The sequence below is a fragment of the Bacillus sp. FJAT-29814 genome (assembly GCF_001510715.1).
In the GTDB taxonomy this organism is placed as follows: Bacteria; Bacillota; Bacilli; order Bacillales; family Cytobacillaceae; genus Neobacillus.
In genome coordinates this window covers 681,613-705,548 of the sequence record NZ_LMTJ01000001.1, presented here as the reverse complement: position 1 = coordinate 705,548, position 23,936 = coordinate 681,613, and the positions used below count along the sequence as shown (strand labels likewise).

The 23,936-nt window shown below is 42.5% G+C and carries 23 protein-coding genes and 1 pseudogene; 17 read left to right on the top strand and 7 right to left on the bottom strand.

Annotation, left to right across the window (positions count from 1 at the left end; all coding sequences use genetic code 11):
* Positions 1–36: 36 nt before the first annotated feature.
* Positions 37–222, top strand: a pseudogene (locus tag AR334_RS30560) (Rdx family protein); the annotation flags it as partial.
* A 79-nt stretch (positions 223–301) separates the two neighbouring features.
* On the opposite strand, the gene AR334_RS03290 reads toward AR334_RS30560, so the two are convergent.
* Positions 302–715: an Hsp20/alpha crystallin family protein gene (locus AR334_RS03290; protein ID WP_253701169.1), complete on the bottom strand. Its 414-nt coding sequence runs from the start codon at positions 713–715 to the stop codon at positions 302–304.
* 95 nt (positions 716–810) lie between these two features.
* On the opposite strand from AR334_RS03290, the gene selA reads away from it, so the two are divergent.
* Positions 811–2,217 (top strand): L-seryl-tRNA(Sec) selenium transferase, encoded by a 1,407-nt coding sequence (gene selA / locus AR334_RS03285; RefSeq protein WP_066304865.1) that lies wholly within the window; start codon positions 811–813, stop codon positions 2,215–2,217.
* 52 nt (positions 2,218–2,269) lie between these two features.
* Here the strand turns inward: selA and AR334_RS03280 are convergent, their stop codons facing one another.
* A complete protein-coding gene (locus AR334_RS03280; protein ID WP_066304863.1) occupies positions 2,270–2,410 on the bottom strand; it encodes a small acid-soluble spore protein P in 141 nt (46 codons plus the stop codon).
* A gap of 112 nt (positions 2,411–2,522) precedes the next feature.
* Here AR334_RS03280 and AR334_RS03275 point away from each other — a divergent pair, with 112 nt between their 5' ends.
* Positions 2,523–2,789, top strand: coding sequence for a hypothetical protein (locus tag AR334_RS03275; RefSeq protein WP_066304858.1), 267 nt, complete (start codon positions 2,523–2,525; stop codon positions 2,787–2,789).
* 45 nt (positions 2,790–2,834) lie between these two features.
* On the opposite strand, the gene sspO is transcribed toward AR334_RS03275, so the two are convergent.
* A complete protein-coding gene (gene sspO, locus AR334_RS03270) occupies positions 2,835–2,984 on the bottom strand; it encodes a small acid-soluble spore protein O (RefSeq protein ID WP_066304856.1) in 150 nt (49 codons plus the stop codon).
* A gap of 307 nt (positions 2,985–3,291) precedes the next feature.
* Here sspO and acnA point away from each other — a divergent pair, with 307 nt between their 5' ends.
* From acnA to AR334_RS03225, 9 genes are all read left to right on the top strand, one after another.
* The gene (acnA, locus tag AR334_RS03265; protein ID WP_066304855.1) at positions 3,292–5,997 is read left to right on the top strand and encodes an aconitate hydratase AcnA; all 2,706 of its coding nucleotides are present in this window, start codon (positions 3,292–3,294) and stop codon (positions 5,995–5,997) included.
* Between the two features lie 306 nt (positions 5,998–6,303).
* Positions 6,304–8,001: a ribosomal protection-like ABC-F family protein gene (gene abc-f / locus AR334_RS03260; protein WP_066304850.1), complete on the top strand. Its 1,698-nt coding sequence runs from the start codon at positions 6,304–6,306 to the stop codon at positions 7,999–8,001.
* Between the two features lie 78 nt (positions 8,002–8,079).
* Positions 8,080–8,616, top strand: a complete 537-nt coding sequence (locus AR334_RS03255) for a peroxiredoxin (protein ID WP_066304849.1) — start codon at positions 8,080–8,082, stop codon at positions 8,614–8,616.
* Between the two features lie 143 nt (positions 8,617–8,759).
* Complete coding sequence (locus AR334_RS03250) at positions 8,760–8,891, top strand: FbpB family small basic protein (RefSeq protein WP_066304847.1); 132 nt, start codon at positions 8,760–8,762, stop codon at positions 8,889–8,891.
* 65 nt (positions 8,892–8,956) lie between these two features.
* The gene (locus tag AR334_RS03245; RefSeq protein WP_066304845.1) at positions 8,957–9,097 is read left to right on the top strand and encodes an acid-soluble spore protein N; all 141 of its coding nucleotides are present in this window, start codon (positions 8,957–8,959) and stop codon (positions 9,095–9,097) included.
* A 157-nt stretch (positions 9,098–9,254) separates the two neighbouring features.
* Positions 9,255–9,482: a small acid-soluble spore protein Tlp gene (gene tlp, locus AR334_RS03240; RefSeq protein ID WP_066304841.1), complete on the top strand. Its 228-nt coding sequence runs from the start codon at positions 9,255–9,257 to the stop codon at positions 9,480–9,482.
* Positions 9,483–9,599: 117 nt separating this feature from the next.
* Positions 9,600–11,915, top strand: a complete 2,316-nt coding sequence (locus tag AR334_RS03235) for an AAA family ATPase (RefSeq protein ID WP_066304839.1) — start codon at positions 9,600–9,602, stop codon at positions 11,913–11,915.
* Positions 11,915–12,343, top strand: coding sequence for a thioesterase family protein (locus AR334_RS03230; protein ID WP_066304838.1), 429 nt, complete (start codon positions 11,915–11,917; stop codon positions 12,341–12,343). Before AR334_RS03235 ends, AR334_RS03230 begins: the two co-directional genes overlap by 1 nt.
* Positions 12,344–12,357: 14 nt before the next feature.
* On the top strand, positions 12,358–12,675 hold the full coding sequence (locus AR334_RS03225) for a hypothetical protein (protein ID WP_066304837.1): 318 nt from the start codon (positions 12,358–12,360) through the stop codon (positions 12,673–12,675).
* 14 nt (positions 12,676–12,689) lie between these two features.
* On the opposite strand, the gene AR334_RS03220 is transcribed toward AR334_RS03225, so the two are convergent.
* The 4 genes from AR334_RS03220 to plsY form a co-directional block, all read right to left on the bottom strand.
* A complete protein-coding gene (locus AR334_RS03220) occupies positions 12,690–13,451 on the bottom strand; it encodes a CPBP family intramembrane glutamic endopeptidase (protein ID WP_066304835.1) in 762 nt (253 codons plus the stop codon).
* Positions 13,452–13,489: 38 nt separating this feature from the next.
* Positions 13,490–14,638, bottom strand: coding sequence for a CapA family protein (locus AR334_RS03215; RefSeq protein WP_066304833.1), 1,149 nt, complete (start codon positions 14,636–14,638; stop codon positions 13,490–13,492).
* Between the two features lie 123 nt (positions 14,639–14,761).
* Positions 14,762–14,929: a hypothetical protein gene (locus tag AR334_RS29335; RefSeq protein ID WP_156431157.1), complete on the bottom strand. Its 168-nt coding sequence runs from the start codon at positions 14,927–14,929 to the stop codon at positions 14,762–14,764.
* Between the two features lie 126 nt (positions 14,930–15,055).
* The gene (gene plsY / locus AR334_RS03210) at positions 15,056–15,655 is read right to left on the bottom strand and encodes a glycerol-3-phosphate 1-O-acyltransferase PlsY (RefSeq protein ID WP_066304830.1); all 600 of its coding nucleotides are present in this window, start codon (positions 15,653–15,655) and stop codon (positions 15,056–15,058) included.
* Between the two features lie 164 nt (positions 15,656–15,819).
* On the opposite strand from plsY, the gene AR334_RS03205 reads away from it, so the two are divergent.
* From AR334_RS03205 to parC, 5 genes are all read left to right on the top strand, one after another.
* Positions 15,820–17,559: a glycosyl hydrolase family 18 protein gene (locus tag AR334_RS03205; protein WP_066304828.1), complete on the top strand. Its 1,740-nt coding sequence runs from the start codon at positions 15,820–15,822 to the stop codon at positions 17,557–17,559.
* 250 nt (positions 17,560–17,809) lie between these two features.
* Positions 17,810–18,643: a sensor histidine kinase gene (locus AR334_RS03200; protein WP_066304827.1), complete on the top strand. Its 834-nt coding sequence runs from the start codon at positions 17,810–17,812 to the stop codon at positions 18,641–18,643.
* Between the two features lie 101 nt (positions 18,644–18,744).
* The gene (locus AR334_RS03195; RefSeq protein ID WP_066304826.1) at positions 18,745–19,164 is read left to right on the top strand and encodes a CoA-binding protein; all 420 of its coding nucleotides are present in this window, start codon (positions 18,745–18,747) and stop codon (positions 19,162–19,164) included.
* Positions 19,165–19,428: 264 nt separating this feature from the next.
* Positions 19,429–21,408, top strand: a complete 1,980-nt coding sequence (gene parE / locus AR334_RS03190; protein ID WP_066304823.1) for a DNA topoisomerase IV subunit B — start codon at positions 19,429–19,431, stop codon at positions 21,406–21,408.
* Complete coding sequence (gene parC, locus AR334_RS03185; RefSeq protein WP_066304821.1) at positions 21,405–23,852, top strand: DNA topoisomerase IV subunit A; 2,448 nt, start codon at positions 21,405–21,407, stop codon at positions 23,850–23,852. Before parE ends, parC begins: the two co-directional genes overlap by 4 nt.
* The last annotated feature ends 84 nt before the right edge of the window (positions 23,853–23,936 follow it).

The window sequence follows — 23,936 nt, the reverse complement described above, 5'->3', positions numbered from 1 at the left end:
ATCGTCGAATTTTGCATGCAATGAAACTACGCACCAAAGGCCGCGAGTTTCGCGGAAGAAATCATTACCCATTTTAGACGGGATATCGCAAAAGTAGAATTGATTCCAGCTTCAGGCGGCATTTTTGAAGTAACTGTCAATGGAGAGAAGATCTATTCAAAAAATGAAACAGGCGTGTTCCCTGATACCGCTGAATTAATTCAAAAAATGGAAGAAAAATAAAAGAGAACCTCGTACCAATCGGTGCGAGGTTCTCTTTTATATATAATAATGTTATGTCAACTAAAAAGATAAAAAGACCCTAAGGCAAGGTAATAAAACGATCTTTTCCAAATCCATTCTCTATCTTTTTTGATATGAAGATTTCCAAAACCCCATGCTGAAAAGAGGCGCTTACACAATGATTTATAATAGGAAAAGGGAAGTTAATGGCGCGAACTTTTTTGGGGAAAGGCGAAGGCGAGGAATAATCATGCTTCTGGGCTGAGATAATTAGCTGCGACTTTTCCATTTTCACTGTGATTTCCGAGCTGGCATATTCGTCCAAGGAACCTTCGACAATCCAATTTTCATCGGTTTCGTATATGTCTATTCTGAATTGAGAATGGTCATAATGCGATGTGAGCGGATCTAGAAAGTAGTCTTTTAACCATTGCTCCATTTTCTCCAAATCAACGGTTTGGTCTTGAGGAGACTTTTTATTCTTCACTTCCATTTCCTCCTTGCTCGTATCATACTATTCACTGAGCCGTTAAACGTGAAAAATGTTATAATAGGACGAAAGAAGGAATTGTTAAAGGAGTTTACATAATGAAAGAATCGCTAAGATCAATCCCCCCTGTCCATGAACTGCAAAAACATAATGAATTTTTAAGAATCCTTGAAAAAAGCGGGCTCGATTCGGTTCAATTAACCAATCAATTAAAGGAAGTAATGGAAGAGATTAGACAATGGTTGCTTCAATCAAAATGGTCAGGACCAAAACCGGGAACCACTGGGTTTATCGAAGAGGTTTTCAATTACCTTAACATAAAGGTTTCCAAACAATATTCCTATACAATACAACGGGTCATTAATGCAACGGGCACCATCCTACATACGAATCTTGGCAGGGCACGATTAAGCGAATCTGCGATTAATCATGTTGTGGAAACAGCACGAAGTTATTCGAACCTCGAATATAAGCTAGACGAAGGTGAGCGCGGTTCGCGGCATAGCCATGTGGAAGCTTTAGTAAGAGAAATTACCGGCGCTGAGGCCGCCATGGTTGTCAATAACAATGCAGCGGCTGTTTATCTTGTGCTGCGAGCGCTGGCAGAAAATAAGGAAGTCATCGTATCTAGGGGACAGCTTGTCGAAATTGGCGGGTCATTCCGAATTTCTTCCATTATGGAGGAAAGCGGCGCCAAGTTGGTGGAGGTTGGGACAACCAATAAGACTCATCTTTATGATTATGAAAAAGCCTTAAGTCCGGACACGGCGATTATCATGAAGGTTCATACAAGCAACTTTAAAGTTATCGGATTTACGAAAACAGTCGAAACGGACGAGCTAATCCAGTTAGCCAAAAAGACCGATAATGTCATTTTTTATGAAGATTTGGGCAGCGGTGCCCTGTTTGATTTTAGAAAACACGGAATTGGTGATGAACCTGTTGTCAGAGAGGTAATCGAAATAGGGGCGGATATTGTTACTTTTAGCGGTGACAAGCTTTTGGGCGGCCCTCAGGCAGGAATTATTGCCGGGAAAAAAGAAATTATTGCGAGGTTGAAAAAACATCAATTGGCGCGAGTGGTGAGGGTCGATAAGATGACTCTGGCAGCGCTCGAGGGTACATTATTAGCTTATGCCCGCGGTGAAAAAGCCATGCTTGAGATACCAACGATCCGCGATTTATTAGTTTCCGTTATAGAATTAGACGAAAGGGCTCAAACCTTTGTTTCAAAATTGTTACAACGGTCAAGCCAATATAGAGCACAAATTTTGCCAGACATGAGCCAGGTAGGCGGGGGGACGATGCCCGATGTGGAATTGCCTTCAGTAGTCATTGCTTTGACCCACCAATCATTAACGGCAGAACAGTTGGGCCGTAAACTGCGTACCGAAACAAAACCAGCTATTGTCGGCAGGATTCAAAGGGATGAGTTTATGATTGATTTGCGTACTGTCTCAAAGGAAGAAGAGGAACTTCTGCTTACAGCATTGCTAGAAGTTTAAAAATCGGTCCCGTCTTAGGATGGGACCGATGCTTTTATCTGATCACCTAAACTTACATATCATGACTTGAGTTATGTTTTTGCCGGGTATGGTTGCGATTCTTGACCTTTTTTGAACCGCTTAATGGTTCTGGCTGGCCCGAAGTCTTCGGCTGATTTCGGTGCATATCTTTGCTGTCATTTTTGTTTGTCACTTGTTATCCCTCCTCATTTTTTAGGATGCAGTCAATCCGTCGTTTTATGCTGTATATTTTTTTAGCATCTGTGCAATTTAAAGGGTAAACAAATTTGAGGAGGAAAAACAAAATGCAAAGAAATCCGTACAACAAAAATAAGCAGGAGGCATTTCAGGCGGCCCAGCAAGGATTTGAAAACGCTCAAGGGCTTTATGAAACAATTGTCAGTGACAGCGCAAGCTACGGCCATCAGTTAAAACATTTAAAAAATGAAGTCAATGAGGCTTACCAGCAGATTGAAAATGCTCTAGAGGTGGCTTCCGAGCACCAAAGAGCTCAATTAGAGCGGTTTCAGCAGGATTTAAAGCAGATGGTGACTGAAGTAAATATGGATTAACACATAAAAAGCGGTGGCCACTTAGGTCCCGCTTTTACTACGTTGTTATTGATTCTTTTTTCGTTTTTTATTGTTACGTTTTTCCATTTCCGTTAAGTGCTCAGTTGCCATTTCTTCATTAAAACCGGCACCCATACCCTGTGCTTTTGCCGCATTCATGCCGGGCCTTACATGGTTCGCCTTCCGCTTCGCCATATTCATCACCTCCCCATACTGTTATGATTTCCATTCGAACGAAATAAATGACAAATTAAAGTTTTTTTGCCATAATAAAGGGGGAAGTCCTTCGGCTCACGAACCACAATTCATCATAAGTAATCAACCATGTTTTCGAAATATTTCGAACAAATTACATAAAAAAGATAAGATAAACTTATCAAACACAATAACTTTCTTGTTATTTACTTATGTAATCGCTTGTATTAAGATTAGAATTGTGAGAAAAGTTAAGCCGGATGGGAATTTTCAAACTTTTCGACTTTTCGAATAGGGGGGTTTTTTCATGGTTAAAAAGGATGTATTTAACGCCCGCTCTTCCTTCGATGTTAACGGCAAAAGCTATCGCTATTATCGCTTGGCCGCTCTGGAAGAAGCAGGCATCGGCAATGTATCAAAATTGCCTTACTCCGTAAAAGTATTACTAGAATCAGTGCTTCGCCAATACGATGGCCGTGTAATCACAGAAGAGCACGTTGAAAACCTGGCAAAATGGGGAACGGATGAGCTTAAAGAGGTGGATGTGCCATTCAAGCCATCACGCGTTATTCTTCAAGACTTCACTGGCGTTCCTGCAGTCGTTGACCTTGCTTCTTTAAGAAAAGCAATGGCTGACCTTGGCGGCGACCCAGACAAAATCAACCCAGAAAAAACAGTTGACTTGGTTATTGACCACTCTGTGCAGGTTGATGCATATGGAAACGAAAATGCGTTAAAAGTAAACATGGACTTGGAATTTGAACGTAATGCCGAGCGTTATCAGTTCTTAAGCTGGGCACAAAAAGCGTTTAACAACTATCGTGCTGTTCCGCCTGCAACAGGGATCGTTCACCAAGTTAACCTTGAGTACTTGGCCGATGTCGTTCATGTTGCTGAAGTGGACGGCGAACTAGAAGCATATCCAGATACCCTTGTTGGTACTGACTCCCATACGACGATGATCAACGGTCTTGGTGTTTTAGGCTGGGGCGTTGGCGGTATCGAAGCAGAAGCTGGCATGCTTGGTCAGCCTTCATACTTCCCAGTACCAGAAGTTGTTGGGGTTAAATTAACTGGCGAACTGCCAAACGGCGCTACTGCGACCGACCTTGCGTTAAAAGTAACTCAAGTTCTTCGTAAGCATGGCGTGGTAGGCAAGTTCGTAGAATTCTTCGGACCTGGCGTATCTGTACTGCCACTTGCTGACCGTGCAACAGTTGCCAACATGGCTCCTGAATACGGCGCAACTTGCGGATTCTTCCCAATTGATGATGAGTCTCTAGCCTATATGCGCTTAACAGGCCGAGATGAAGAAGCTATTAAAGTAGTAGAAGCATATTGCAAAGCAAACGGCTTATTCTTTAATCCTGCAGAAGAGCCTGTTTATACTGACGTCATCGAAATCGACCTTGCTGAAATCGAAGCAAATCTTTCCGGCCCTAAGCGTCCGCAAGATTTAATTCCACTTTCAAAAATGAAGGAAGAATTCGTGAAGGCTGTTTCTGCTCCTCAAGGCAACCAAGGTTTCGGCTTAGGTGCAGATGAGCTTGAAAAGTCAGCAATCGTTAAGTTTAATAATGGTGACGAAGTAGAAATGAAGACTGGTGCAGTTGCGATTGCGTCAATCACTAGCTGTACAAACACTTCTAACCCTTATGTGCTGGTTGGTGCAGGACTTGTTGCGAAAAAAGCTGTCGAACTTGGAATGGAAGTTCCTAAGTTTGTCAAAACTTCTTTAGCACCTGGTTCCAAGGTTGTAACTGGTTATCTTCGTGATTCCGGATTGCTTCCATACCTTGAGCAAATCGGCTTCAACCTTGTAGGGTACGGCTGTACAACATGTATCGGTAACTCCGGTCCATTAAAAGAAGAAATCGAGAAAACTGTAGCGGAAAACGACCTATTAGTTACATCAGTTCTTTCCGGTAACCGTAACTTCGAAGGACGTATTCACCCGCTTGTAAAAGCTAACTACCTGGCTTCACCGCCGTTAGTAGTCACTTATGCATTAGCAGGTACTGTCAATGTTGACTTTGAAACAGACCCAATCGGTAAAGACAAAGACGGCAACGACGTTTTCTTCAGGGACATTTGGCCAACAACTGCTGAAGTTAATGATGTTGTGAAGCGCACTGTAACTCCTGAGCTATTCCGTAGAGAATACGAGAATGTCTTTGGTGACAATGAGCGCTGGAACGAAATCAAGACTAGCAATGAGCCATTATATACTTGGGATGAAGATTCCACTTACATTGCTAACCCGCCATTCTTTGAAGGCTTATCAAAAGATCCAGGCGAAGTTGAGCCATTAACTGGTCTTCGTATCGTTGGTAAGTTCGGCGACTCTGTCACAACTGACCATATTTCTCCTGCAGGAGCAATCGGCAAGAATACTCCAGCTGGAAAGTATCTATTAGAAAAAGGCGTTCAGCCTCGTGACTTTAACTCTTACGGTTCTCGCCGTGGTAACCACGAAGTCATGATGCGCGGTACGTTTGCAAACATCCGTATCCGTAACCAAATCGCTCCTGGTACAGAAGGCGGCTTCACTACTTACTGGCCAACAGGCGAAGTTATGTCGATTTATGATGCTTGCATGAAGTACAAAGACCAAGGCACTGGCTTAATGGTTCTTGCCGGCAAAGACTACGGTATGGGATCTTCCCGTGACTGGGCTGCCAAAGGTACAAACCTATTAGGCATCAAAACTGTACTTGCTGAAAGCTTTGAGCGTATCCACCGTTCTAACCTTGTGTTAATGGGCGTTCTTCCGCTTCAATTTAAAGATGGCGACAGCGCTGAATCACTTGGTTTAACTGGTAAGGAAACATTCGAAGTTCAAGTGGACGAAAATGTTAAACCACGTGATCTTGTAAAAGTAACAGCAACTGCTGAAGACGGCAGCAAGAAAGAATTTGAAGTGGTTGTCCGCTTCGATTCCGAAGTTGAAATTGACTACTACCGTCACGGCGGTATCCTGCAAATGGTATTGCGTGAAAGATTACAAGGGTAATTTAAAGGCACCATGCGATCTCGCATGGTGTTTTTTACATTAATCATTGACATTTTCAGCTTTTTTTAAATAAAATGGAACTATCAAACGAAAAGGAATGAAACAAAGGCCGATGAAGTTTTAATCTTATTTTTCAGCACATGATTCGAATAAACGAAAAATGTTGAACCTGAAGAATGGGATTCGTCTGCCCTTTTTTATGTCCTGATTATACGTACGCTTCCTCAAACCTAATTTAAGGTTTATTTTGTGTGCCATTATTATGACATTTAACTCTCTTCAGGTTCGTTCGAAGGGGGTTTTTTTATGAACAAATATACAGTGATTCTAAACGTGAAGGGTCTAGAGAAAAGCTATAATTCACGTAAAATTTTGGACCAAATCCAGTTTGATCTTAAATACGGCGAAAGAATCGGGCTTGTTGGCTATAACGGGTCGGGCAAAACCACTTTGGCCAACCTAGTATTGGGAAAGGAAACACCTGACAAAGGTTGGATTGAAAAAACAGCCCAATTAAAAATCGGCTATCTTTCACAATCGATCGATTATGAAGTGAATGATTTTCAAGAAGCATTAAAAATAAAAGAGGTCTATCAGCTTGCCAGCGAACTTGGTCTCAAAAAGGTTTATGATTGGCAAGAAGACAGGCTGGCTAACTTGAGTGGCGGGGAGAAATTGAAGCTTGCCCTGTCAAGCATTTGGGCTTCCAATCCAGATTTATTGATTCTCGATGAACCAACTAACCATTTGGATTATAAAGGAGTCAATTGGTTAGTTTCTGAAATTGAAAAATTTCAGGGGGCTGTGCTCATTATTTCCCATGATCGGCATTTTCTTGATCAGACTGTCAAACGGATATTTGAACTGCAAGCGGGAAAACTCCATCATTTCAATGGAAATTACACCGCTTACCGTCAGGAAAAAGACCGGCAAAGGGCTAATCAGCAGCATCAATATGAAGTCCAGCAGCGCCAGGTAGAAAGAATTGAATCGCAAATGGAACAGTTAAAGAATTGGTCTGATAAAGCGCATCGAGCCTCTACAAAAGAAGAAGGCTTTAAAGAATATCACCGAGTAAAGGCAAAAAAGGTTGATAATCAGGTAAAATCAAAAAGAAAGCGATTGGAGAAAGAACTTGCAAAAAATAAGGCAGCAAAACCGATTGAGGATGCAAAGGTTCGTTTCCAGTTTGACGGCTATGGCAAACGGGGGAAACGAATCATTGAAGCCCGAAACTTGGGGATCTCCTACGAGGATCGGAAGCTGTTCCAAAACTCGCAGTTTTATATCAATCACGGCGAACGGATTGGGCTTTTAGGAGAAAATGGCTGCGGTAAAACAACCCTAATCAAGATGATTATGGGTTTGGTGGAAGGCACCACAGGCGAATTGTGGAGAAGTGAGTCGCTAAAAATAGCTTATCTTAGCCAGGATGTTTCCGATTTGCCCGCTAAAAAGACAGCGTTGGAGGCTATGGGGTTTACGGATAAAGAAAGCATTTTTAAAGCTAGGACCATGCTAGCCAATATTGGCTTAACAGAGCAGTTGATCACAAAACCAATCGGTACTTTAAGTCTCGGCGAACGGACACGGGTAAAGCTGGTTGATATGTTGATGAAAGAATACGATGTGTTAATTTTGGATGAGCCAACCAATCATCTTGATCTGCCTAGCAGGGAGCAGCTCGAAAAAACGTTGAGTGAGTTTGCTGGAACAATTATAACGGTCTCCCATGATTATTATTTTTTAAACAAGCTTTGTGACATTGTGCTTGCTTTTGACAATAAACAAATTAGCCGTTTAGAAATGACTCCGGAACAATATTTTAATAAAGGCAACCATGATGTAGATGATAAACAAGAAACCCTGTTGGTCATTGAAACGAAAATGGCTGCTGTACTAGGAAAATTATCGACTATCGACCAAAAGGATCCTCATTATCGGCATTTAGAACAGGAGTTTCAAACGCTTGTAAAGCAAAAACAACAATTGTCACAGAATTAACACATCCGATTTTGTTTCCACAGGGTTTATAGTGTAAAATCAACATTAGTGAGTACTGAAACGAAGGAGAGATTCGGGATGTGGAAAAAAGTCATTGCTGCCGTGTTGTTAATTTCGTTATTAACCGTAGCAATTGTCCAAGCAGTTAATAAACAGACAGATGAACGCGAACCAGCGAGTCAAACCGCTGCAAGCCAGAAAGGCCCTGCAGTAGGCTCAAAGGCCCCGGATTTTGAATTGAAAACATTGACTGGCGAAACTGTGAAGCTTTCCGATTTAAAAGGGAAAAAAGTAATGCTCAATTTCTGGGCAACCTGGTGTCCGCCATGTAAAGCGGAAATGCCGGATATGGAAAAGTTTCATCAGGAAGTAGGCGATGAAGTGACCATTTTGGCAGTAAACATTGACCCGCAATTGGATGTTCAAGCATTTATAGATGAATATAAAATTACGTTCCCAATCCCGTTAGATACCGAAGATGCGGTGAACGAGGAGTACAAGGTCCTGTCGATTCCAACCACTTACTTTATAGACAGTAAAGGAATTATTCAGCATAAATTTGTTGGATCCATGAAGTATAAGGACATGAAAGAACAGGTTGGCAAATTAAAATAGTGAAATCAGGCATTGGTTCAAAGCCAATGTCTTTTTTTATTCGAAAAAAGAAAAAAACGAATAAATTTTCAAAAAGTTGTAATAATTGCAACCGTTTCCGGGCATAATTACTGTTACAATAGTAAGTAAGGAAGGTGATACAAATGAGAAAACCAAGAAAACGTTCATTTGCAGAACTAGTATCTGAAAATAAATCACAACTTTTGAAAGACCGTGCTGCAATGGAAAAAATCGAACAGCGTATTGAAGCAAAACGTCTCGGCAAAGCTGAGTAACCCAAAAGTTTACCATTCATCGTTTAGCGCCCTTTGGACAAAATGTACATAAGGGGGGATAGTGAATGGGTAAAGGGTATCAAACAAAACGTTTCCGACCTTCACATGTAGGGACACAACCTAGAAGATCGACTGCAAATAAAGGAAATCAAATGCAAGACACCTCAGGCAAACACGCTCAGGTAATGCAAACAAAAGGCGAATAAACATCAATTATAGACCCAAGCCAAATCGGCTAAGGGTCTTTTTGTTGTGTTGAAAATAACGAAATTTTTAGTCATTAAGGCAAACATTGCCGTGATATTTTTTCGCTGTCGATACAAACTATATCTGTAGTGAGTACATTTTAAGGAGGAACAGCGAATGACCTATAACAACAAACCAAACCCAGATGACCGCAGCGATAACGTTGAAAAGCTGCAAAACATGATTGAAAACACGATCCAAAACATGGAAGCGGCTGAAGAGTCAATGGCGTTAACAGACAGCGATACACAGCGCCGACAAATCCAGGAAAAAAATGAGCGTAGACGTGAAAGCATTGAATCCTTCCGTTCTGAAATCAAAGATGAGGTCAGAGATCAAAAATAAACCACACAAAGGACCTGTTCCAGCTAAACGGGTCCTTTTCTAATGCCGTTTGTTTCGCCGGAGAGCTGACTTTGTGGTAAGATAGGGAAAGAAATTTTTATAGTGATGTGATAATGAATGAATCAAGATAAACAAGAACAAATCCATACGTGGGAGAACGAGCTAAATGAAGCAGGGGTGCTTAAAGAGGAAAGCCATGTCCTCGAAGCCTATAGCGAGGAACAGGATGTTAGAACCTCCTCAAAGTTGCTAACATTATTAGCACTGTCAAGACTTGGCCGCGATCACCAAGATCCATTGGCTCCTACTTTGCTTGAAAAAGCGATCACTCTTAGCCCCGAAAACAAACAAGCGAAGGAGGTCCTTGTACGAACCGATTGGCATGACTTTAAAGATATGTTGGACTCACTTGCCTTTCCGGCCATCAGGGAAACAGATAACCGCACGGCAAAAAAGAAAGTATCACAGCATTACATAAGTGTATGCCAGAGGTTTTTGCAAACGGGTGAGGAGCAGCTTCCGGCCCTAGAGGCGAAGCTTGATCTTGCCTCGACCATGATGGATAAAAATATTTTTCAAACTTACCGCAAGCTCTATGAATTGCTGACTTCTGCGATAAGTGAAACAAGCAGCTTGTTGAAAGCCGCAGAGGAATATGACCAATCGATCACAGGTGTATTTCATACCGCCACCTACTACGATGCTTTAAAATTTCATTTAGCCAATGTAGAAGAAATCAAAACGAACTGGCAGCAGCTTTTTATAACGGATGAAGTGGAGCCAGCCAGTACTGAAAAAACTGCTTTGGACCAATTGCACGGCTTAATCGGCATGGAATCCGTCAAAAAACGCGTCAATGATTACTACCGGTTTTTAAAATACCAGCAGCAACGAAAAAAGCTTGGTTTTGCCAGTAAAGACGAAATGAGCCTTAATATGGTCCTAACTGGGAATCCCGGTACTGGGAAAACCACTCTCGCGAGACTGTTGGCGAAAATTTATCACGAGCTTGGGGTTCTGCCACGCGAGAAGGTAATCGAAACCAATCGGTCGCAGCTAGTTGGCTCATTTGTCGGCCAGACAGAAGAAAACGTCAGAATGGTTGTCGAACGGGCTGTCGGCGGTGTTTTATTTATTGATGAAGCCTATAGCTTGAAACGTGAAGGTCAATCAGGCAATGACTACGGACAGGCTGCGGTTGATACGCTCGTTTCCTTGATGACGTCACATGAATATGGCGGTAAATTCGCAGTCATCCTGGCAGGCTATCCAGAAGAAATGCGGACGTTTTTACACGCCAATCCCGGCCTGCGCAGCCGGTTTCCACAATCAAACTTTATCCATTTGCCGAATTACTCCAATGATGAATTAATTCAAATTGCCGAATCAACTGCCATGGATAATGATTATTACCTAACTGCTGACGCGAAGCTTGAGATCAGTCATCGCCTTGACCAGGAGCGTGTGGACGATACATTTGGCAATGCCAGAACGGTCCGCAATATTGTGATGGATGCGATCTTTAAAAAAGGGGCGGATACATCCGGGGACGACCTGCTCCAATTTATGCTTTTAACCAAAGCGGACTTTACCGTCGATCGTGAGGATCAAGCGGAATCACCGAATGATAAGCTCAACAATCTAATCGGTCTTGAATCGTTAAAAGCAGAAATTCGTACATTGGTATCGTTTGTAAAAATGCAGCAATTTCGCCGAAATAATGGTCTGCCTACAGTGCCAGTCCAACTGCATTCCGTGTTTACGGGAAACCCTGGGACCGGTAAAACCACTGTGGCCAAGATTTATTCCGAGCTGTTAAAGGAATGCGGGCTATTAAAGCGCGGGCATTTAATTGTAACCAGCAGGGCCGACTTTGTTGCAGGGTATGTGGGGCAAACGGCTGAAAAAACGAAGCGAAAAATCAGAGAAGCACTTGGCGGAGTACTTTTTATTGATGAAGCATACTCGCTGCTGAGCCAAACCTCAGGAGACTTTGGGAAAGAAGTCATTGATACGCTGGTTGATGAAATGACCAAGCAGAACGAGAACTTGGTTGTGATTTTAGCAGGTTACCCAACAGAAATGAATGTTCTGCTTGAAAGCAATCCAGGCCTGCGTTCGCGGTTTAAAAAATTCTTCTTCTTTCCTGACCATTCTCCAGAAGAATTATTGGAAATTATCGTTTCATATGCGGGGAGCTTTCAATACAGCGTGACAGACAAGGCAAAACAAATGCTAATAGATACCCTTGAAACAGAAACAACTCGAGGAAATGGCCGGTTTGCAACCAATTTGGTCGATGAAATGATTCAGGCTCAGGCGGCCAGATTGATGAATGACGATCCCGGTGAAAATCTGTTGGAGAAATCGCTGATTCTCGAAACTGAGGATGTGCAAAGGGCAATTGAAAAAATAGTGGGAGTGGAGCTGTAATGGATCATTATTTTGTTTCAACTAGGGAAATTCAGCTTTATTATGCTGATACAGACATGATGGGCGTGATTTATCATGCCAACTATTTAAAGTTCTTCGAGCTCGGCCGGACAGGCTTAATCGAAGACCTTGGCTACAATTATTTATCGATGGAAGAGGCTGGCTATTATGCTCCGGTGTATGATATTGGAATCACCTACAAAAAACCACTTCGTTACGGCGACAAGGCCTTTGTGAAAACCTGGGTTGAGCTTAATGACGGCATTAAAACCATTTATGGCTACTCCATTATGAACGGCAATGATGAAGTATGTGCCGAGGGAACTTCGACTCATATTATTGTGAAGAAGAATAATTTTCGACCGACCTCGTTTAAAAAGGCATTCCCTGAATGGTTTTTAAAGTACGAGGAAATTAAAAAGAAGTAAGAGGTGAGGCATGGGTGGCGTTTGGGATTAAGAGACGTGACGTGATCGAATGGAAAGAGAAAATCGACCGTGGCGAAATTGCTTTTCTCACCCATTATTGGCTCGATGACCGTTTCCCTGGGTATAATACCGTAACAAAGGTTGGCTGTGGTGACCTTGATCGGCTAGTACAATGGGGGAAGAAATACGGACTGAAAAAAGAGTGGATTGACCATCGGAAGGACGGCTATTCCCACTTTGATTTAATAGGACCGAAACAGAAGGAAATCCTGCTTCAGGAAGGGCAGTATCAACATATTTGGGATAAAAACGAGGGCATACACAAGAACTGATGTGTGCCCTCGTTTTATATTGGCAGAAATACCATGCCACTTAACAATATAATGACCGTAATCAAAGTATGGACGACGAACGCAGAAAGAACACTGTTTGTCTTAACGGTTAAAAACGTCAATAGTAAGCCTAAGCCGATGAAGATGAAGCTAATTTGCACTGATATACCAAACATCGTCGAACTCAAACCGAAAGCGATACTTGAAATGATCATAGCCCAGCTTTTACCTATTGTTTTGATGAACTGGGGGAGCAGCAATCCACGCCATAAAACTTCATCTACTAAAGCGTGAATAATTGAAACCAGTAAAATGAATGAAACAGCTCTGAAACTTATGTTTACTTTTTGAGAGAAAAGCAGCCCCAAAATAACGAAAAGTAATAAGCCAGTAAAAAACAAAAACCCTTTCAAATTCAATAGTGCCACTCTTTGTTTCCCGCCGTCATACCATAGTTTCTGCTTGAATTGCGCTAAAATATAAATGACCAACACGACTGGAATCAGACCAAGCAATTGACTAATTATAACATTAGACGCGGGCGAAAAATGATAGCTTTCCAGGAATTGATCGCCATAGGCTGTCGTTAAATGTCCAACGAAAAAGGCGAGCAGAATCCAGGTGAAAATTCGATTATGTTCTTTTAAAAAGAGGATGGTCAGGAATAAACAAACTAGTAACGCAAAGAAGGGTGTGTAGATGCCTCTTGATAAAAGAAAAATCATAATCGTAAACTGAATACTTATCAAAACCCCGATATTGTTCCGATTTTCCATCCGGCCTTCCCCCGTGAATCCATGTTTTTTCTATTGGTTCATCGGAGCCATTGTACCATATGTTCCTGAATTTCGTTATTTTTTGCAACCGCATTAGGAAGCCCAATTGTGGTTGCTTCCTCCAACGGCACTACCCGGTAATGATTATTTACTTTTGTAACATATGTCGGATAAAAGACTGGATTTGTCAGCTCCACCATCGTTGCCGCCGCGGATTTATCGAGAGTGATATCAACGCTTGCGATCCCGCCAATATCTTTATACTGGCCAGTCTGGGCTGAAAGGAAGTTCCCCAATGAATAGACGACAAAGGTCTTTCTCCCATCTTCTCTTTGAATCCATTCCATTGGTTGCAGAACATGTGGATGAGAACCAAAAATGATGTCAACACCCTTATTTGCTAAAAAGTTTGCCAGCTCTTTTTGCTGGTTGGTCGGATTCCGTTGGTATTCAATTCCCCAATGAATGCTCATAATGACAACATCTACCTCGGCTTTAGCCCGGTCTATTTCTTGTGCCATCCGTTCGCGGTCGATGATATTGACTAAGTAATCTTTTCCCTTTGGGACAGAAATTCCGTTCGTTCCGTAAGTATAGGAAAGAAACGCTAGCCTGATCCCGTTTTTTTCGATAATCCTTAGGGTTTTCTGGTCAGCAGCATCGATAAAGCTGCCAACGTACGGCAATCCTATGCTGTTGAAATAGGCCGATTCCGACCGGATTCCTTTCTCGCCACGATCCAATGTATGGTTATTCGCTGTTGAAACGATGTCAACTCCATTTTCCTGGAGAGCATCGGCCACTTGGTGCGGGCTGTTGAATTTAGGGTAACCGGATAAACCTAGTTCAACTCCGCCTAGCATGCTTTCCTGGTTGGCTGTAAGAATATCCGGATTTTGCAGCAACGGTTTAACCTGTTCAAACATCGGGTTAAAATCGTAATTGGCCCCATTAAAAGCATCTCGATAAAGCGGGCTGTGAATCAGGATATCGCCAATGGCAGCGACCGTAATTTTTGGGGTATAGGCGTGCTGAATATTTTCGAATAAACGCGGCTTATGGCTGGCTGAAGCTTTTGCGACGACAGGTTGTTGTGAAAGCTCTTGTTGTTGCACGATGAGAAAGGAGGCCAAGAAGCTACATCCTATTATGATCAGAAAAGATGGGATAACGGCACTTTTTTTCATACATCCTCCGATAGTACTATTTTTATATAGTTCTTTAATACTACTATAGTGGATTATTCGGAATTTTGGAATAATTTTTTATGCAAAAACAGAGTCCCGATATAAAGGACTCTGTTTCTCAGTTTAATTCTCTAATTCATTTAAAAAATCGAGTAGTTCATCAAAATTTTTAGTAATCTTTATAGGAGATTCATCGGCGGCGTTTTCATAAAATTCAATGATAAATTCATTCACATCCGTGCTGTCGGAAACAAGGGTAGAAAATATAAAATTTTGTTTACACGTTTCCATCTAACGTCCCTCCCGGTATGAAGCAGTTTGGTAACTTAAGTTTACTCTAATTACTACTCCACAGCCGGAAGAAAAATGAAAGTTTCATGAAAATTAAAAGGACCTTGAGGGGTCCTTTTTTCCTGTTTACAACCAACTTATTTTTGGCTCCGTTTTATTCTTAATTCTTTTAATATTAGCCCTGTGCCGGTAAACCACGAAGGAGGCCAATAAGAATACCGCGACTAAAAGGGGGATGTCCAATTTTTGAATCACGCCGGTCGTCAACACATAAAGAACGGCAATCACGCCGGCGATCATTGAAGACAAGGACACATACTTCGTTATGTATAGACTGATAAAAAAGGACAACAGCAGGGTTATAAACAAAAATGGTGCATAAAACAGTAGAACTCCTCCGGAGGTTGCTACGGCTTTCCCGCCGCGGAATCCGGCAAAGATTGGATAGGTATGCCCGAAAACAGCCAACAAACCAGGTATTAATGGATTCATATCAATGGAAAGCAAACCAGGCAGTGCTGCGGCCAAAGTCCCTTTTAAAATATCAGCAATGGTTACGATTAAACCTGCTTTCACACCAAGTGTCCGGAATGTATTAGTTCCGCCCAAATTACCGCTGCCATGCTGGCGGATATCGGTTTTATAAAAGGTCTTTCCAATGATTAACCCTGAGGGAATCGACCCAAGCAAATAGGCGAGGATGATTACGAGAATAATTTGAATCATTTAATGATAGCTCCTTCAATTAAAAATTCGGGTTCTTTTATTTTACCATGTATTATTCAAAAAACACTATAGTCTATGTATTGTCGCTAAACTTACTATTTAATTAAGAAATTTCTTTTCATTTCATCCTTCTTACCGTACGATTATATACGGGAGTGAGATATATGGCACAGATTGAAATTCATAAAACAAAAAAACAATCAAAAAAATGGCTGATTACGGGCATTGTCTGCTGTTTATTGCTGGTTTTTTCTTCGATTATTCTATTATTATATCCGTTTGCTTCGGAAGAAAAAAAGACTTATTTTAACGGCCAGTTTCCAATCCTTTTTAAGGGACAGCAACAGGCCAATGCCCTTGTTGAGGGAAATTCCCTTTTTGTCCCCTTGGCATTTTTGCAGGAACAGATCGATCAAAGCATTCTTTATGATGAAAAATCAAAATCCATGATCATTACGACGAAAAGTAAAGTTGTTCAGATGCCCACCGATTCGTTAACCTATTTTGTCAACGATGCACCGGTCGATTTGCAGCTTTCACCGATTATTTCACGGGATGGCAGGATTTTTGTCGCGCTCGACGCCATCCTGCCATTTTACGGCATTCAATATGAGAAATTGCCGGACAGCGGGGCGATACTGATTCAGGCTGATGGGGACCAATTCATATCTGCCAGAGTGATAGAAAATGATATTAATAAAGAAAAGTTAAGGTTGCGCACCGGCGCTTCTTGGCAAACGCCATATGTGACGGAAATGAAGCCAAAGGAAGCGGTCACGATTGAGGGAGAAAAGGATGATTTTTATTTCGTCAGGAAAGCGAATGGAATCGGCGGCTATCTCAAAAAAGAATATATTACAAAGGGAGAACCTGTAAAAATCACCATCAACCGTGAAATAGAGACAACCCAAGCTCCTAAGATGAACGGACCGATTCACTTAACATGGGAAGCGGTTTATACAAAAAACCCTAATTCTGCAAAAATACCGGACATGGCCGGGGTGAATGTCGTTTCGCCGACCTGGTTTTCGCTTGCAGGTGCAGACGGTTCAATTAAAAGCCTCGCCTCACTGGAATATAGCAAATGGGCCCAAGGCAAGGGCTATCAGGTTTGGGGCTTGTTCTCCAATTCATTCGACCCTGAGCTCACCCATGATGCATTAAAAGATTTTGAATCAAGAAAGAACATCATTCAGCTATTGCTTACGTTTAGTCAAATGTATCAACTAAACGGGATTAATTTTGATATTGAAAACGTCTATCCAGAGGATGGGCGGCTCGTCACGCAATTGATGCGGGAGGCAGTTCCATATTTGCATAAAGCAGGGCTGATTGTCTCGATGGACATTACTTTTGCCGCAGGTGAAAATAATAACTGGTCGTCTTTTTACAACCGGCCGATGCTTGCTGAAATAGTCGATTACTTGGTGGTAATGGCTTATGATGAGCACACAAAAGCCACCGGTCCCGGCAGTGTGTCAAGCTTGCCATGGGTGGAGAATAATCTGCAAAGGCTGCTAAAGGATGTTCCAAAGGAAAAATTGATACTAGGGGTACCGTTATATGCAAGGCTGTGGAAGGAGCAAACTGGCGCTGACGGGAATGTTGAGGTGTCCTCAATAGCGATGTCAATGGATAAGGTAAAGGCATGGCTGACGGAAAAAAGTGTGCAGTCAAGTTATGACCCTGAATCTGGCCAGAATTACGCTGAATATCTTGACCAAGGAGAGAACGCCACCTATAAAATATGGATTGAAGATGAAATGTCTTTGAAAAAACGCGCAGATTTGTCTATGAAATATGAACTGGCAGGAGTAGCCAGTTGGTCTAGGCTATTCGGGGACCAAACAGCTTGGACGGCTTTAAATTTAATCCCTGATCAAATTGTGACCCAAAACGACTGAACCGGCTTCCTGCCGGTTATTTTTTTACCCTGTAACGTCAAAAAGAAAGAAAATCAACAGGAAATTTTTCCTAAAAATTAAGAAGATTTAACGTCAATTTTATTACAAATGTATGGAGAATTTTCTAACCATTTGTTAACTTGTAGAAACCCGTGCAGGTAAAAACCTATAATTAGTATAACAATAAACTAGTGACAGTTAGACCGTTCAATAGATTATTACTATACTAAAAAATAATGGATGTGAATGTATGAAAGGGCTAGTAGAAAGTCAAATAGGCTATCGGGATCTGGCAGAGAAATACGAAGCGATTAATCGGCGACTAGAGGAACGCCTTCAACATGAAATTGCCAAAAACAAAGAGAAAGATCTGTTGCTAATTCAACAGGCTCGGCTTGCGGCGATGGGTGAAATGATTACCACGATCGGCCAGCAATGGCGCCGCCCGTTAAAAAACCTATCCCATCTCATTCAGGATGTAAAAGAGGCGGATGAATTTGGCGAGATTGACGGGCAATTTATTGACCGGTTTACCCGCGAAAGCATGATGCAAATCAATCTAATGTCACGAGCGATTAACGATTTTCGTAAGTTCTATAAGCCCGATCAAGAAAAATGCACATTTTCCGTAGGGGATGCCATCGAAGATGCCCTGTTTATTTTTTCCCAAACGCTTAAAGATCATGGAATTGAGGTGGGATTTGAATACCGGGGGCAACAGCCGGCCTTTGGCTTCCCTAACGAATTCAGCCAAGCTGTTTTGCATATCTTAACCAATGCCAGGGATGCCTTTGTGGAATCAGGAAGCAGCAGTCGGATCTTGACGATCAAAATCGTCGAAACAGAACAGTTCATTACTGCGGAATTTACCAATAATGCCGGAGGAATAGAACCGAGCTTAATGAAAACTATATTTGCTCCGTATTTTACAACAAAGCCGCATGGCACAGGGCTTGGACTTTACATGACAAAAAAGATTATGGAAAACATGAATGGAATCGTTACCGTTGAAAACACTGGGAATGGGGCCCGCTTCACCTTATTTGTTCCAAAGGTTAGTGCAGCAGTTAAGACTGATTTTTAATTATTTTGCAAGGGCTTCCGGGAATCGGAAGCTTTTTGTTATATATTTTTTTGATAAACAGGTAAAATAAAGAAAATGGACCAACATAAGGAGTGAAAATCATGGCAATTGAAAATCCAAGCCTTGAAGAGATTGGGGCAATTTTGAAAAAAGCGAAAAGAATTGCGGTTGTCGGATTAAGCAATAATCCGGAGCGCACCTCCTACCAAGTTTCCGAGGTGATGCAGCAAGCGGGTTACGAGATCATCCCGGTTAACCCAACAATCGATGAAGCTTTAGGTGTTAAAGCGGTGGCGTCATTAAAGGACATTGAAGGTCATGTCGATATCGTTAACGTATTCCGGCGTTCCGAGCAATTATTAGATGTTGCCAAGGAATTTGTTGAAATTGATGCGGATGTTTTTTGGGCACAGCAAGGCCTCGTCAATGAAGACGCCTACAATTTCTTAAAAGAAAAAGGCTACACAGTGATTATGGACCGTTGCATTAAGGTTATGCACGCCTATACACGGAATCAATAATTATCCTAAAAAGCTGCCAAAAAATCGGGCAGTTTTTTGTTTTTTATCCGGGAAATGATACCGTAAATCGATGTTGTTATAAAATACATATTTGCCAAATCAAAATAAATCGCTAAAATAAAGCTTAGACACGCAAAGAACTTATGGTAAAATTAAGTAACAAACATTTGTTCTGGAATGTTTTAAACTTCATTCATTTTTTTAAATGATTGTTTATAAATAGAAAAAGTGTTTCTTTTGTGAGGGAATGAAAGGGGTATTTTAGTGGCAAGAAATCAGCAAGCTTTTGATTATAATGATGATGCCATCCAGGTGCTTGAAGGTCTCGAAGCGGTCCGAAAGCGCCCGGGGATGTACATCGGCAGCACAGATTCACGGGGTCTTCATCATCTCGTTTATGAAATTGTCGATAACGCGGTGGATGAAGCGCTTGCAGGGTTTGGCGACCACATCATTGTAAAAATCCATAAAGACAATTCAATCAGCGTCGTTGACAAAGGACGCGGGATGCCTACGGGCATGCATAAAATGGGGAAACCGACCCCTGAGGTCATCTTAACGATCCTCCACGCCGGGGGTAAATTCGGCCAGGGCGGCTATAAGACAAGCGGCGGTTTGCACGGTGTTGGTGCATCTGTCGTGAACGCATTGTCGGAATGGCTGGTCGTCACCATCAAGCGTGACGGCTTTACGTATGAACAGCGATTTGAAAATGGCGGAAAGCCTGTAACTACACTTGAGAAAATCGGTAAAACGAACCAAAGCGGAACCACCATTCACTTTAAACCAGACCCGACCATTTTCTCGACCATCAGCTATAATTTTGAAACGCTGGGTGAGAGGTTAAGAGAGTCGGCATTTTTATTAAAAGGGTTAAAAATCGAGATTATTGATGAGCGGAATGATGTGCGCGAAACCTACCATTATGAGAATGGGATTGAGGCTTTTGTCGCTTATTTGAATGAAGAGAAGGATTCCCTTCATCCGGTAGTCAGCTTTGAGGGTTCACAAAACGGAATTGAAGTGGATTTTGCCTTTCAATTCAATGACGGCTATTCAGAAAACGTCCTGTCGTTTGTTAACAACGTTCGCACTAAAGACGGCGGCACCCACGAAATCGGAGCCAAAACGGCAATGACAAGGGTGTTTAACGACCATGCCCGCAAGGTTGGCTTATTAAAGGACAAAGACAAAAACCTTGATGGGGCCGATATTCGCGAAGGATTGTCCGCAATCGTTTCAGTGCGGATCCCGGAACAGCTATTGCAATTTGAGGGCCAAACAAAAGGAAAATTGGGCACAAGTGAAGCGAGATCGGCTGTAGATGCGGTTGTCTCTGAACATCTTTCCTACTTCTTGGAAGAAAACCCGGATATCAGCTCACTGCTTGTCAAAAAATCAGTGAAAGCCTTTCAAGCACGCGAAGCGGCCAGAAAAGCCCGTGAGGATGCGAGAAGCGGCAAGAAACGCAAACGCTCCGAGGCAATGCTGTCCGGTAAATTGACACCGGCACAATCACGCAACCCGCAAAAAAATGAGCTTTACCTGGTTGAGGGGGATTCAGCGGGCGGTTCTGCGAAGCAAGGCCGCGACCGCCGTTTCCAGGCTGTCCTTCCGCTAAGAGGTAAAGTTATCAATACTGAAAAAGCAAAGCTGGCTGACATTTTTAAAAACGAAGAAATCAATACAATGATTTACACGATCGGCGGCGGGGTCGGCACTGATTTTAATCTTGAAGATATTAACTACGATAAAATCATTATTATGACCGATGCCGACACGGACGGAGCCCATATCCAGGTATTATTGCTAACATTCTTTTACCGATACATGAAGCCGCTTGTGGAAGCAGGACGAGTTTATATTGCCCTACCTCCGCTTTACAAAGTCAGCAAGGGCACCGGCAAAAAAGAAATCATTGAATATGCCTGGAATGAACAGGAATTGCAAACGGCCATGAAGAAGGTTGGCCGCGGCTATATTATTCAGCGCTATAAAGGTCTTGGCGAAATGAATGCCGACCAGCTGTGGGAAACAACGATGGACCCGGAAAAACGTACGCTGATCCGGGTGAAAATCGACGACGCCGCACGTGCGGAACGCCGGGTTACGACGCTGATGGGCGATAAAGTGGAACCGCGCCGGAAATGGATTGAAAGCAATGTGGCGTTCGGTTTAGAGGAAGATGATAACATTTTGGAAAATGAAAATATCTCTGTTTCCGAGGGGGGGAATGAAGGATGAGTGCAACCGAGAAATTCCGTGACCTGCCTTTGGAAGATGTAATTGGTGACCGTTTTGGCCGCTATAGTAAATACATTATACAAGAACGTGCCCTTCCCGATGCGCGCGATGGCTTAAAGCCCGTGCAGCGGAGAATTTTATATGCGATGCATGTAGAAGGCAATACGCATGACAAAGGCTTTCGAAAAGCCGCCAAAACTGTCGGGAACGTTATCGGTAACTATCACCCGCATGGTGACTCCTCTGTGTACGAAGCAATGGTGCGAATGAGTCAGGATTGGAAGGTTCGCAATGTTCTTGTCGAAATGCACGGGAACAACGGTAGTGTCGACGGTGACCCACCTGCAGCGATGCGTTATACGGAAGCGCGCCTGTCTGCGATATCGGCAGAGCTTATGCGCGACATTGAGAAAGATACGGTTGAATTTATTCCGAACTTTGATGACACTTCCAAGGAACCGACCGTTCTGCCGGCCGCTTTTCCCAATCTGCTAGTTAACGGCTCTACCGGTATTTCTGCAGGTTATGCGACAGATATTCCGCCGCATCAACTAGGAGAAGTCATTGATGCCGTCATCATGAGAATGGACAATCCTATGGTGTCTGTGGATGAATTATTGACCGTGATCAAGGGGCCGGATTTCCCGACGGGCGGGATTATTCAAGGACTTGATGGCATTAAAAAAGCCTATGAAACTGGTAAAGGTAAAATTATCGTTCGTGGGAAAACAGAAATTGAGGAGATCCGCGGCGGCAAGCAGCAAATTGTGATAACGGAAATCCCGTACGAGGTCAACAAAGCGAATCTGGTAAAAAAAATCGACGAATTGCGGTTTGACCGGAAAGTCGAAGGAATTTCCGAGGTTCGTGACGAAACGGACCGGACTGGCCTTAGGATTGCTATTGAATTAAAGAAGGATGCCGATGCCGAGGGCATTTTAGCGTTTTTATTTAAAAATAGCGATCTCCAGGTTACCTATAACTTTAATATGGTCGCAATTTATAACAAACGGCCAAAGCTAATGGGCTTGCGCGAGCTGCTTGATGCCTATATTTCACACCAAAAGGAAGTCGTTACAAGAAGAACCAAATTTGACCTGGCGAAAGCAAAGGAACGCCAACATATCGTCGAAGGACTGATGAAGGCTTTATCAATCCTCGATGAAGTCATCGCGACAATCCGTGCCTCAAAGGACAAGCGTGATGCAAAGGATAACTTAATCGCGAAATTTGCGTTTACAGAACTACAGGCAGAAGCTATTGTATCCTTGCAACTTTACCGCTTAACCAACACGGACATTACTGCGTTAAGAAATGAAGCGGAGGAATTGGCAAAAAGAATTGAGGAGCTTACCAGCATTTTGGAAAGCGAGAAAAAGCTTCATTCAGTTATTAAAAAAGAGTTAAAAGAGGTTAAAAAGCGGTTTTCCGATGAACGGCGCTCGAAAATCGAGGCGGAAATTGAAGAAATTAAAATCAATTTGGAAGTCTTGGTCCCTAGTGAAGACGTCATTGTTACGGTAACCGAACACGGCTATGTGAAACGGACAAGCCCACGCTCCTTTGCCGCATCGAATGGCCAAGATTTGGCGATGAAGGAATCGGATCGCTTGCTGGCACAGCTTGAGATGAATACCCAGGACGTATTGCTCCTATTCACAAATAAAGGAAATTACCTGTATTGTCCGGTACATGAACTTCCGGATATTCGTTGGAAGGACCTTGGCCAGCATATTGCCAATATCATCCCGATTGACCGCGATGAAGATATCATCAAGGCGATCCCAGTGAAGGATTTTGAGGCTACGGAAGCATTCCTGGTCTTTATCACGAAAAACGGAATGGCCAAGAAAACCGAACTGAAACAGTACAAGGCACAGCGCCATTCCAAACCGCTGGTCGCTGTCAATCTGAAGGAAGATGACCAAGTTGTCGACGTTCATTTGACCGATGGCAGCAAGGAGGTTTTCCTCATTTCCCATTACGGTTACGCCTTATGGTTTGCTGAAGAGGAAATTAGCATTGTCGGTGTTCGTGCCGCCGGCGTAAAGGGCATGAATTTAAAAGATGGCGATTATGTTGTTAGCGGTCAAATTCTTGCACCTGGCAGCAAGGACGACACCATCGTGGTTGCCACCCAGCGCGGCGCGGTTAAACGAATGAAATTATCTGAATTTGAACTTACTTCCCGTGCGAAACGGGGTGTTGTGGTTCTGCGCGAATTAAAAGCAAATCCACACAAGATTACCGGTTTTGTCACTGCCAAGGACGAGGATGAAATTTTCATTTTGACTGAAAAAGGACATATCGAAATGTTAAAGACTGGCGAAATTCACTTTAGTGATCGCTATTCAAACGGATCGTTTGTTTTGGATGAAGGAGAAAACGGAAAAGTCTCTTCTATTTGGAAAGTGGCGGCACCACAGGAGAAACCATCTGAATAATGAAATCAGGAACCCATCCAAGCGGGTTCCTATTTTTTTTCATCTTTTTTCCATAAATGGGCATACTAAATATTACTTGATAAT

Bases quoted from the DNA above. Each gene is read 5' to 3' on its own strand.
- AR334_RS03290 (WP_253701169.1), bottom strand. From the start codon at position 715: ATGGAAGTGAAGAATAAAAAGTCTCCTCAAGACCAAACCGTTGATTTG.
- selA (WP_066304865.1), top strand. From the start codon at position 811: ATGAAAGAATCGCTAAGATCAATCCCCCCTGTCCATGAACTGCAAAAA.
- AR334_RS03275 (WP_066304858.1), top strand. From the start codon at position 2,523: ATGCAAAGAAATCCGTACAACAAAAATAAGCAGGAGGCATTTCAGGCG.
- sspO (WP_066304856.1), bottom strand. From the start codon at position 2,984: ATGGCGAAGCGGAAGGCGAACCATGTAAGGCCCGGCATGAATGCGGCA.
- acnA (WP_066304855.1), top strand. From the start codon at position 3,292: ATGGTTAAAAAGGATGTATTTAACGCCCGCTCTTCCTTCGATGTTAAC.
- abc-f (WP_066304850.1), top strand. From the start codon at position 6,304: ATGAACAAATATACAGTGATTCTAAACGTGAAGGGTCTAGAGAAAAGC.
- AR334_RS03255 (WP_066304849.1), top strand. From the start codon at position 8,080: ATGTGGAAAAAAGTCATTGCTGCCGTGTTGTTAATTTCGTTATTAACC.
- AR334_RS03250 (WP_066304847.1), top strand. From the start codon at position 8,760: ATGAGAAAACCAAGAAAACGTTCATTTGCAGAACTAGTATCTGAAAAT.
- AR334_RS03245 (WP_066304845.1), top strand. From the start codon at position 8,957: ATGGGTAAAGGGTATCAAACAAAACGTTTCCGACCTTCACATGTAGGG.
- tlp (WP_066304841.1), top strand. From the start codon at position 9,255: ATGACCTATAACAACAAACCAAACCCAGATGACCGCAGCGATAACGTT.
- AR334_RS03235 (WP_066304839.1), top strand. From the start codon at position 9,600: ATGAATCAAGATAAACAAGAACAAATCCATACGTGGGAGAACGAGCTA.
- AR334_RS03230 (WP_066304838.1), top strand. From the start codon at position 11,915: ATGGATCATTATTTTGTTTCAACTAGGGAAATTCAGCTTTATTATGCT.
- AR334_RS03220 (WP_066304835.1), bottom strand. From the start codon at position 13,451: ATGGAAAATCGGAACAATATCGGGGTTTTGATAAGTATTCAGTTTACG.
- AR334_RS03215 (WP_066304833.1), bottom strand. From the start codon at position 14,638: ATGAAAAAAAGTGCCGTTATCCCATCTTTTCTGATCATAATAGGATGT.
- AR334_RS29335 (WP_156431157.1), bottom strand. From the start codon at position 14,929: ATGGAAACGTGTAAACAAAATTTTATATTTTCTACCCTTGTTTCCGAC.
- plsY (WP_066304830.1), bottom strand. From the start codon at position 15,655: ATGATTCAAATTATTCTCGTAATCATCCTCGCCTATTTGCTTGGGTCG.
- AR334_RS03205 (WP_066304828.1), top strand. From the start codon at position 15,820: ATGGCACAGATTGAAATTCATAAAACAAAAAAACAATCAAAAAAATGG.
- AR334_RS03200 (WP_066304827.1), top strand. From the start codon at position 17,810: ATGAAAGGGCTAGTAGAAAGTCAAATAGGCTATCGGGATCTGGCAGAG.
- AR334_RS03195 (WP_066304826.1), top strand. From the start codon at position 18,745: ATGGCAATTGAAAATCCAAGCCTTGAAGAGATTGGGGCAATTTTGAAA.
- parC (WP_066304821.1), top strand. From the start codon at position 21,405: ATGAGTGCAACCGAGAAATTCCGTGACCTGCCTTTGGAAGATGTAATT.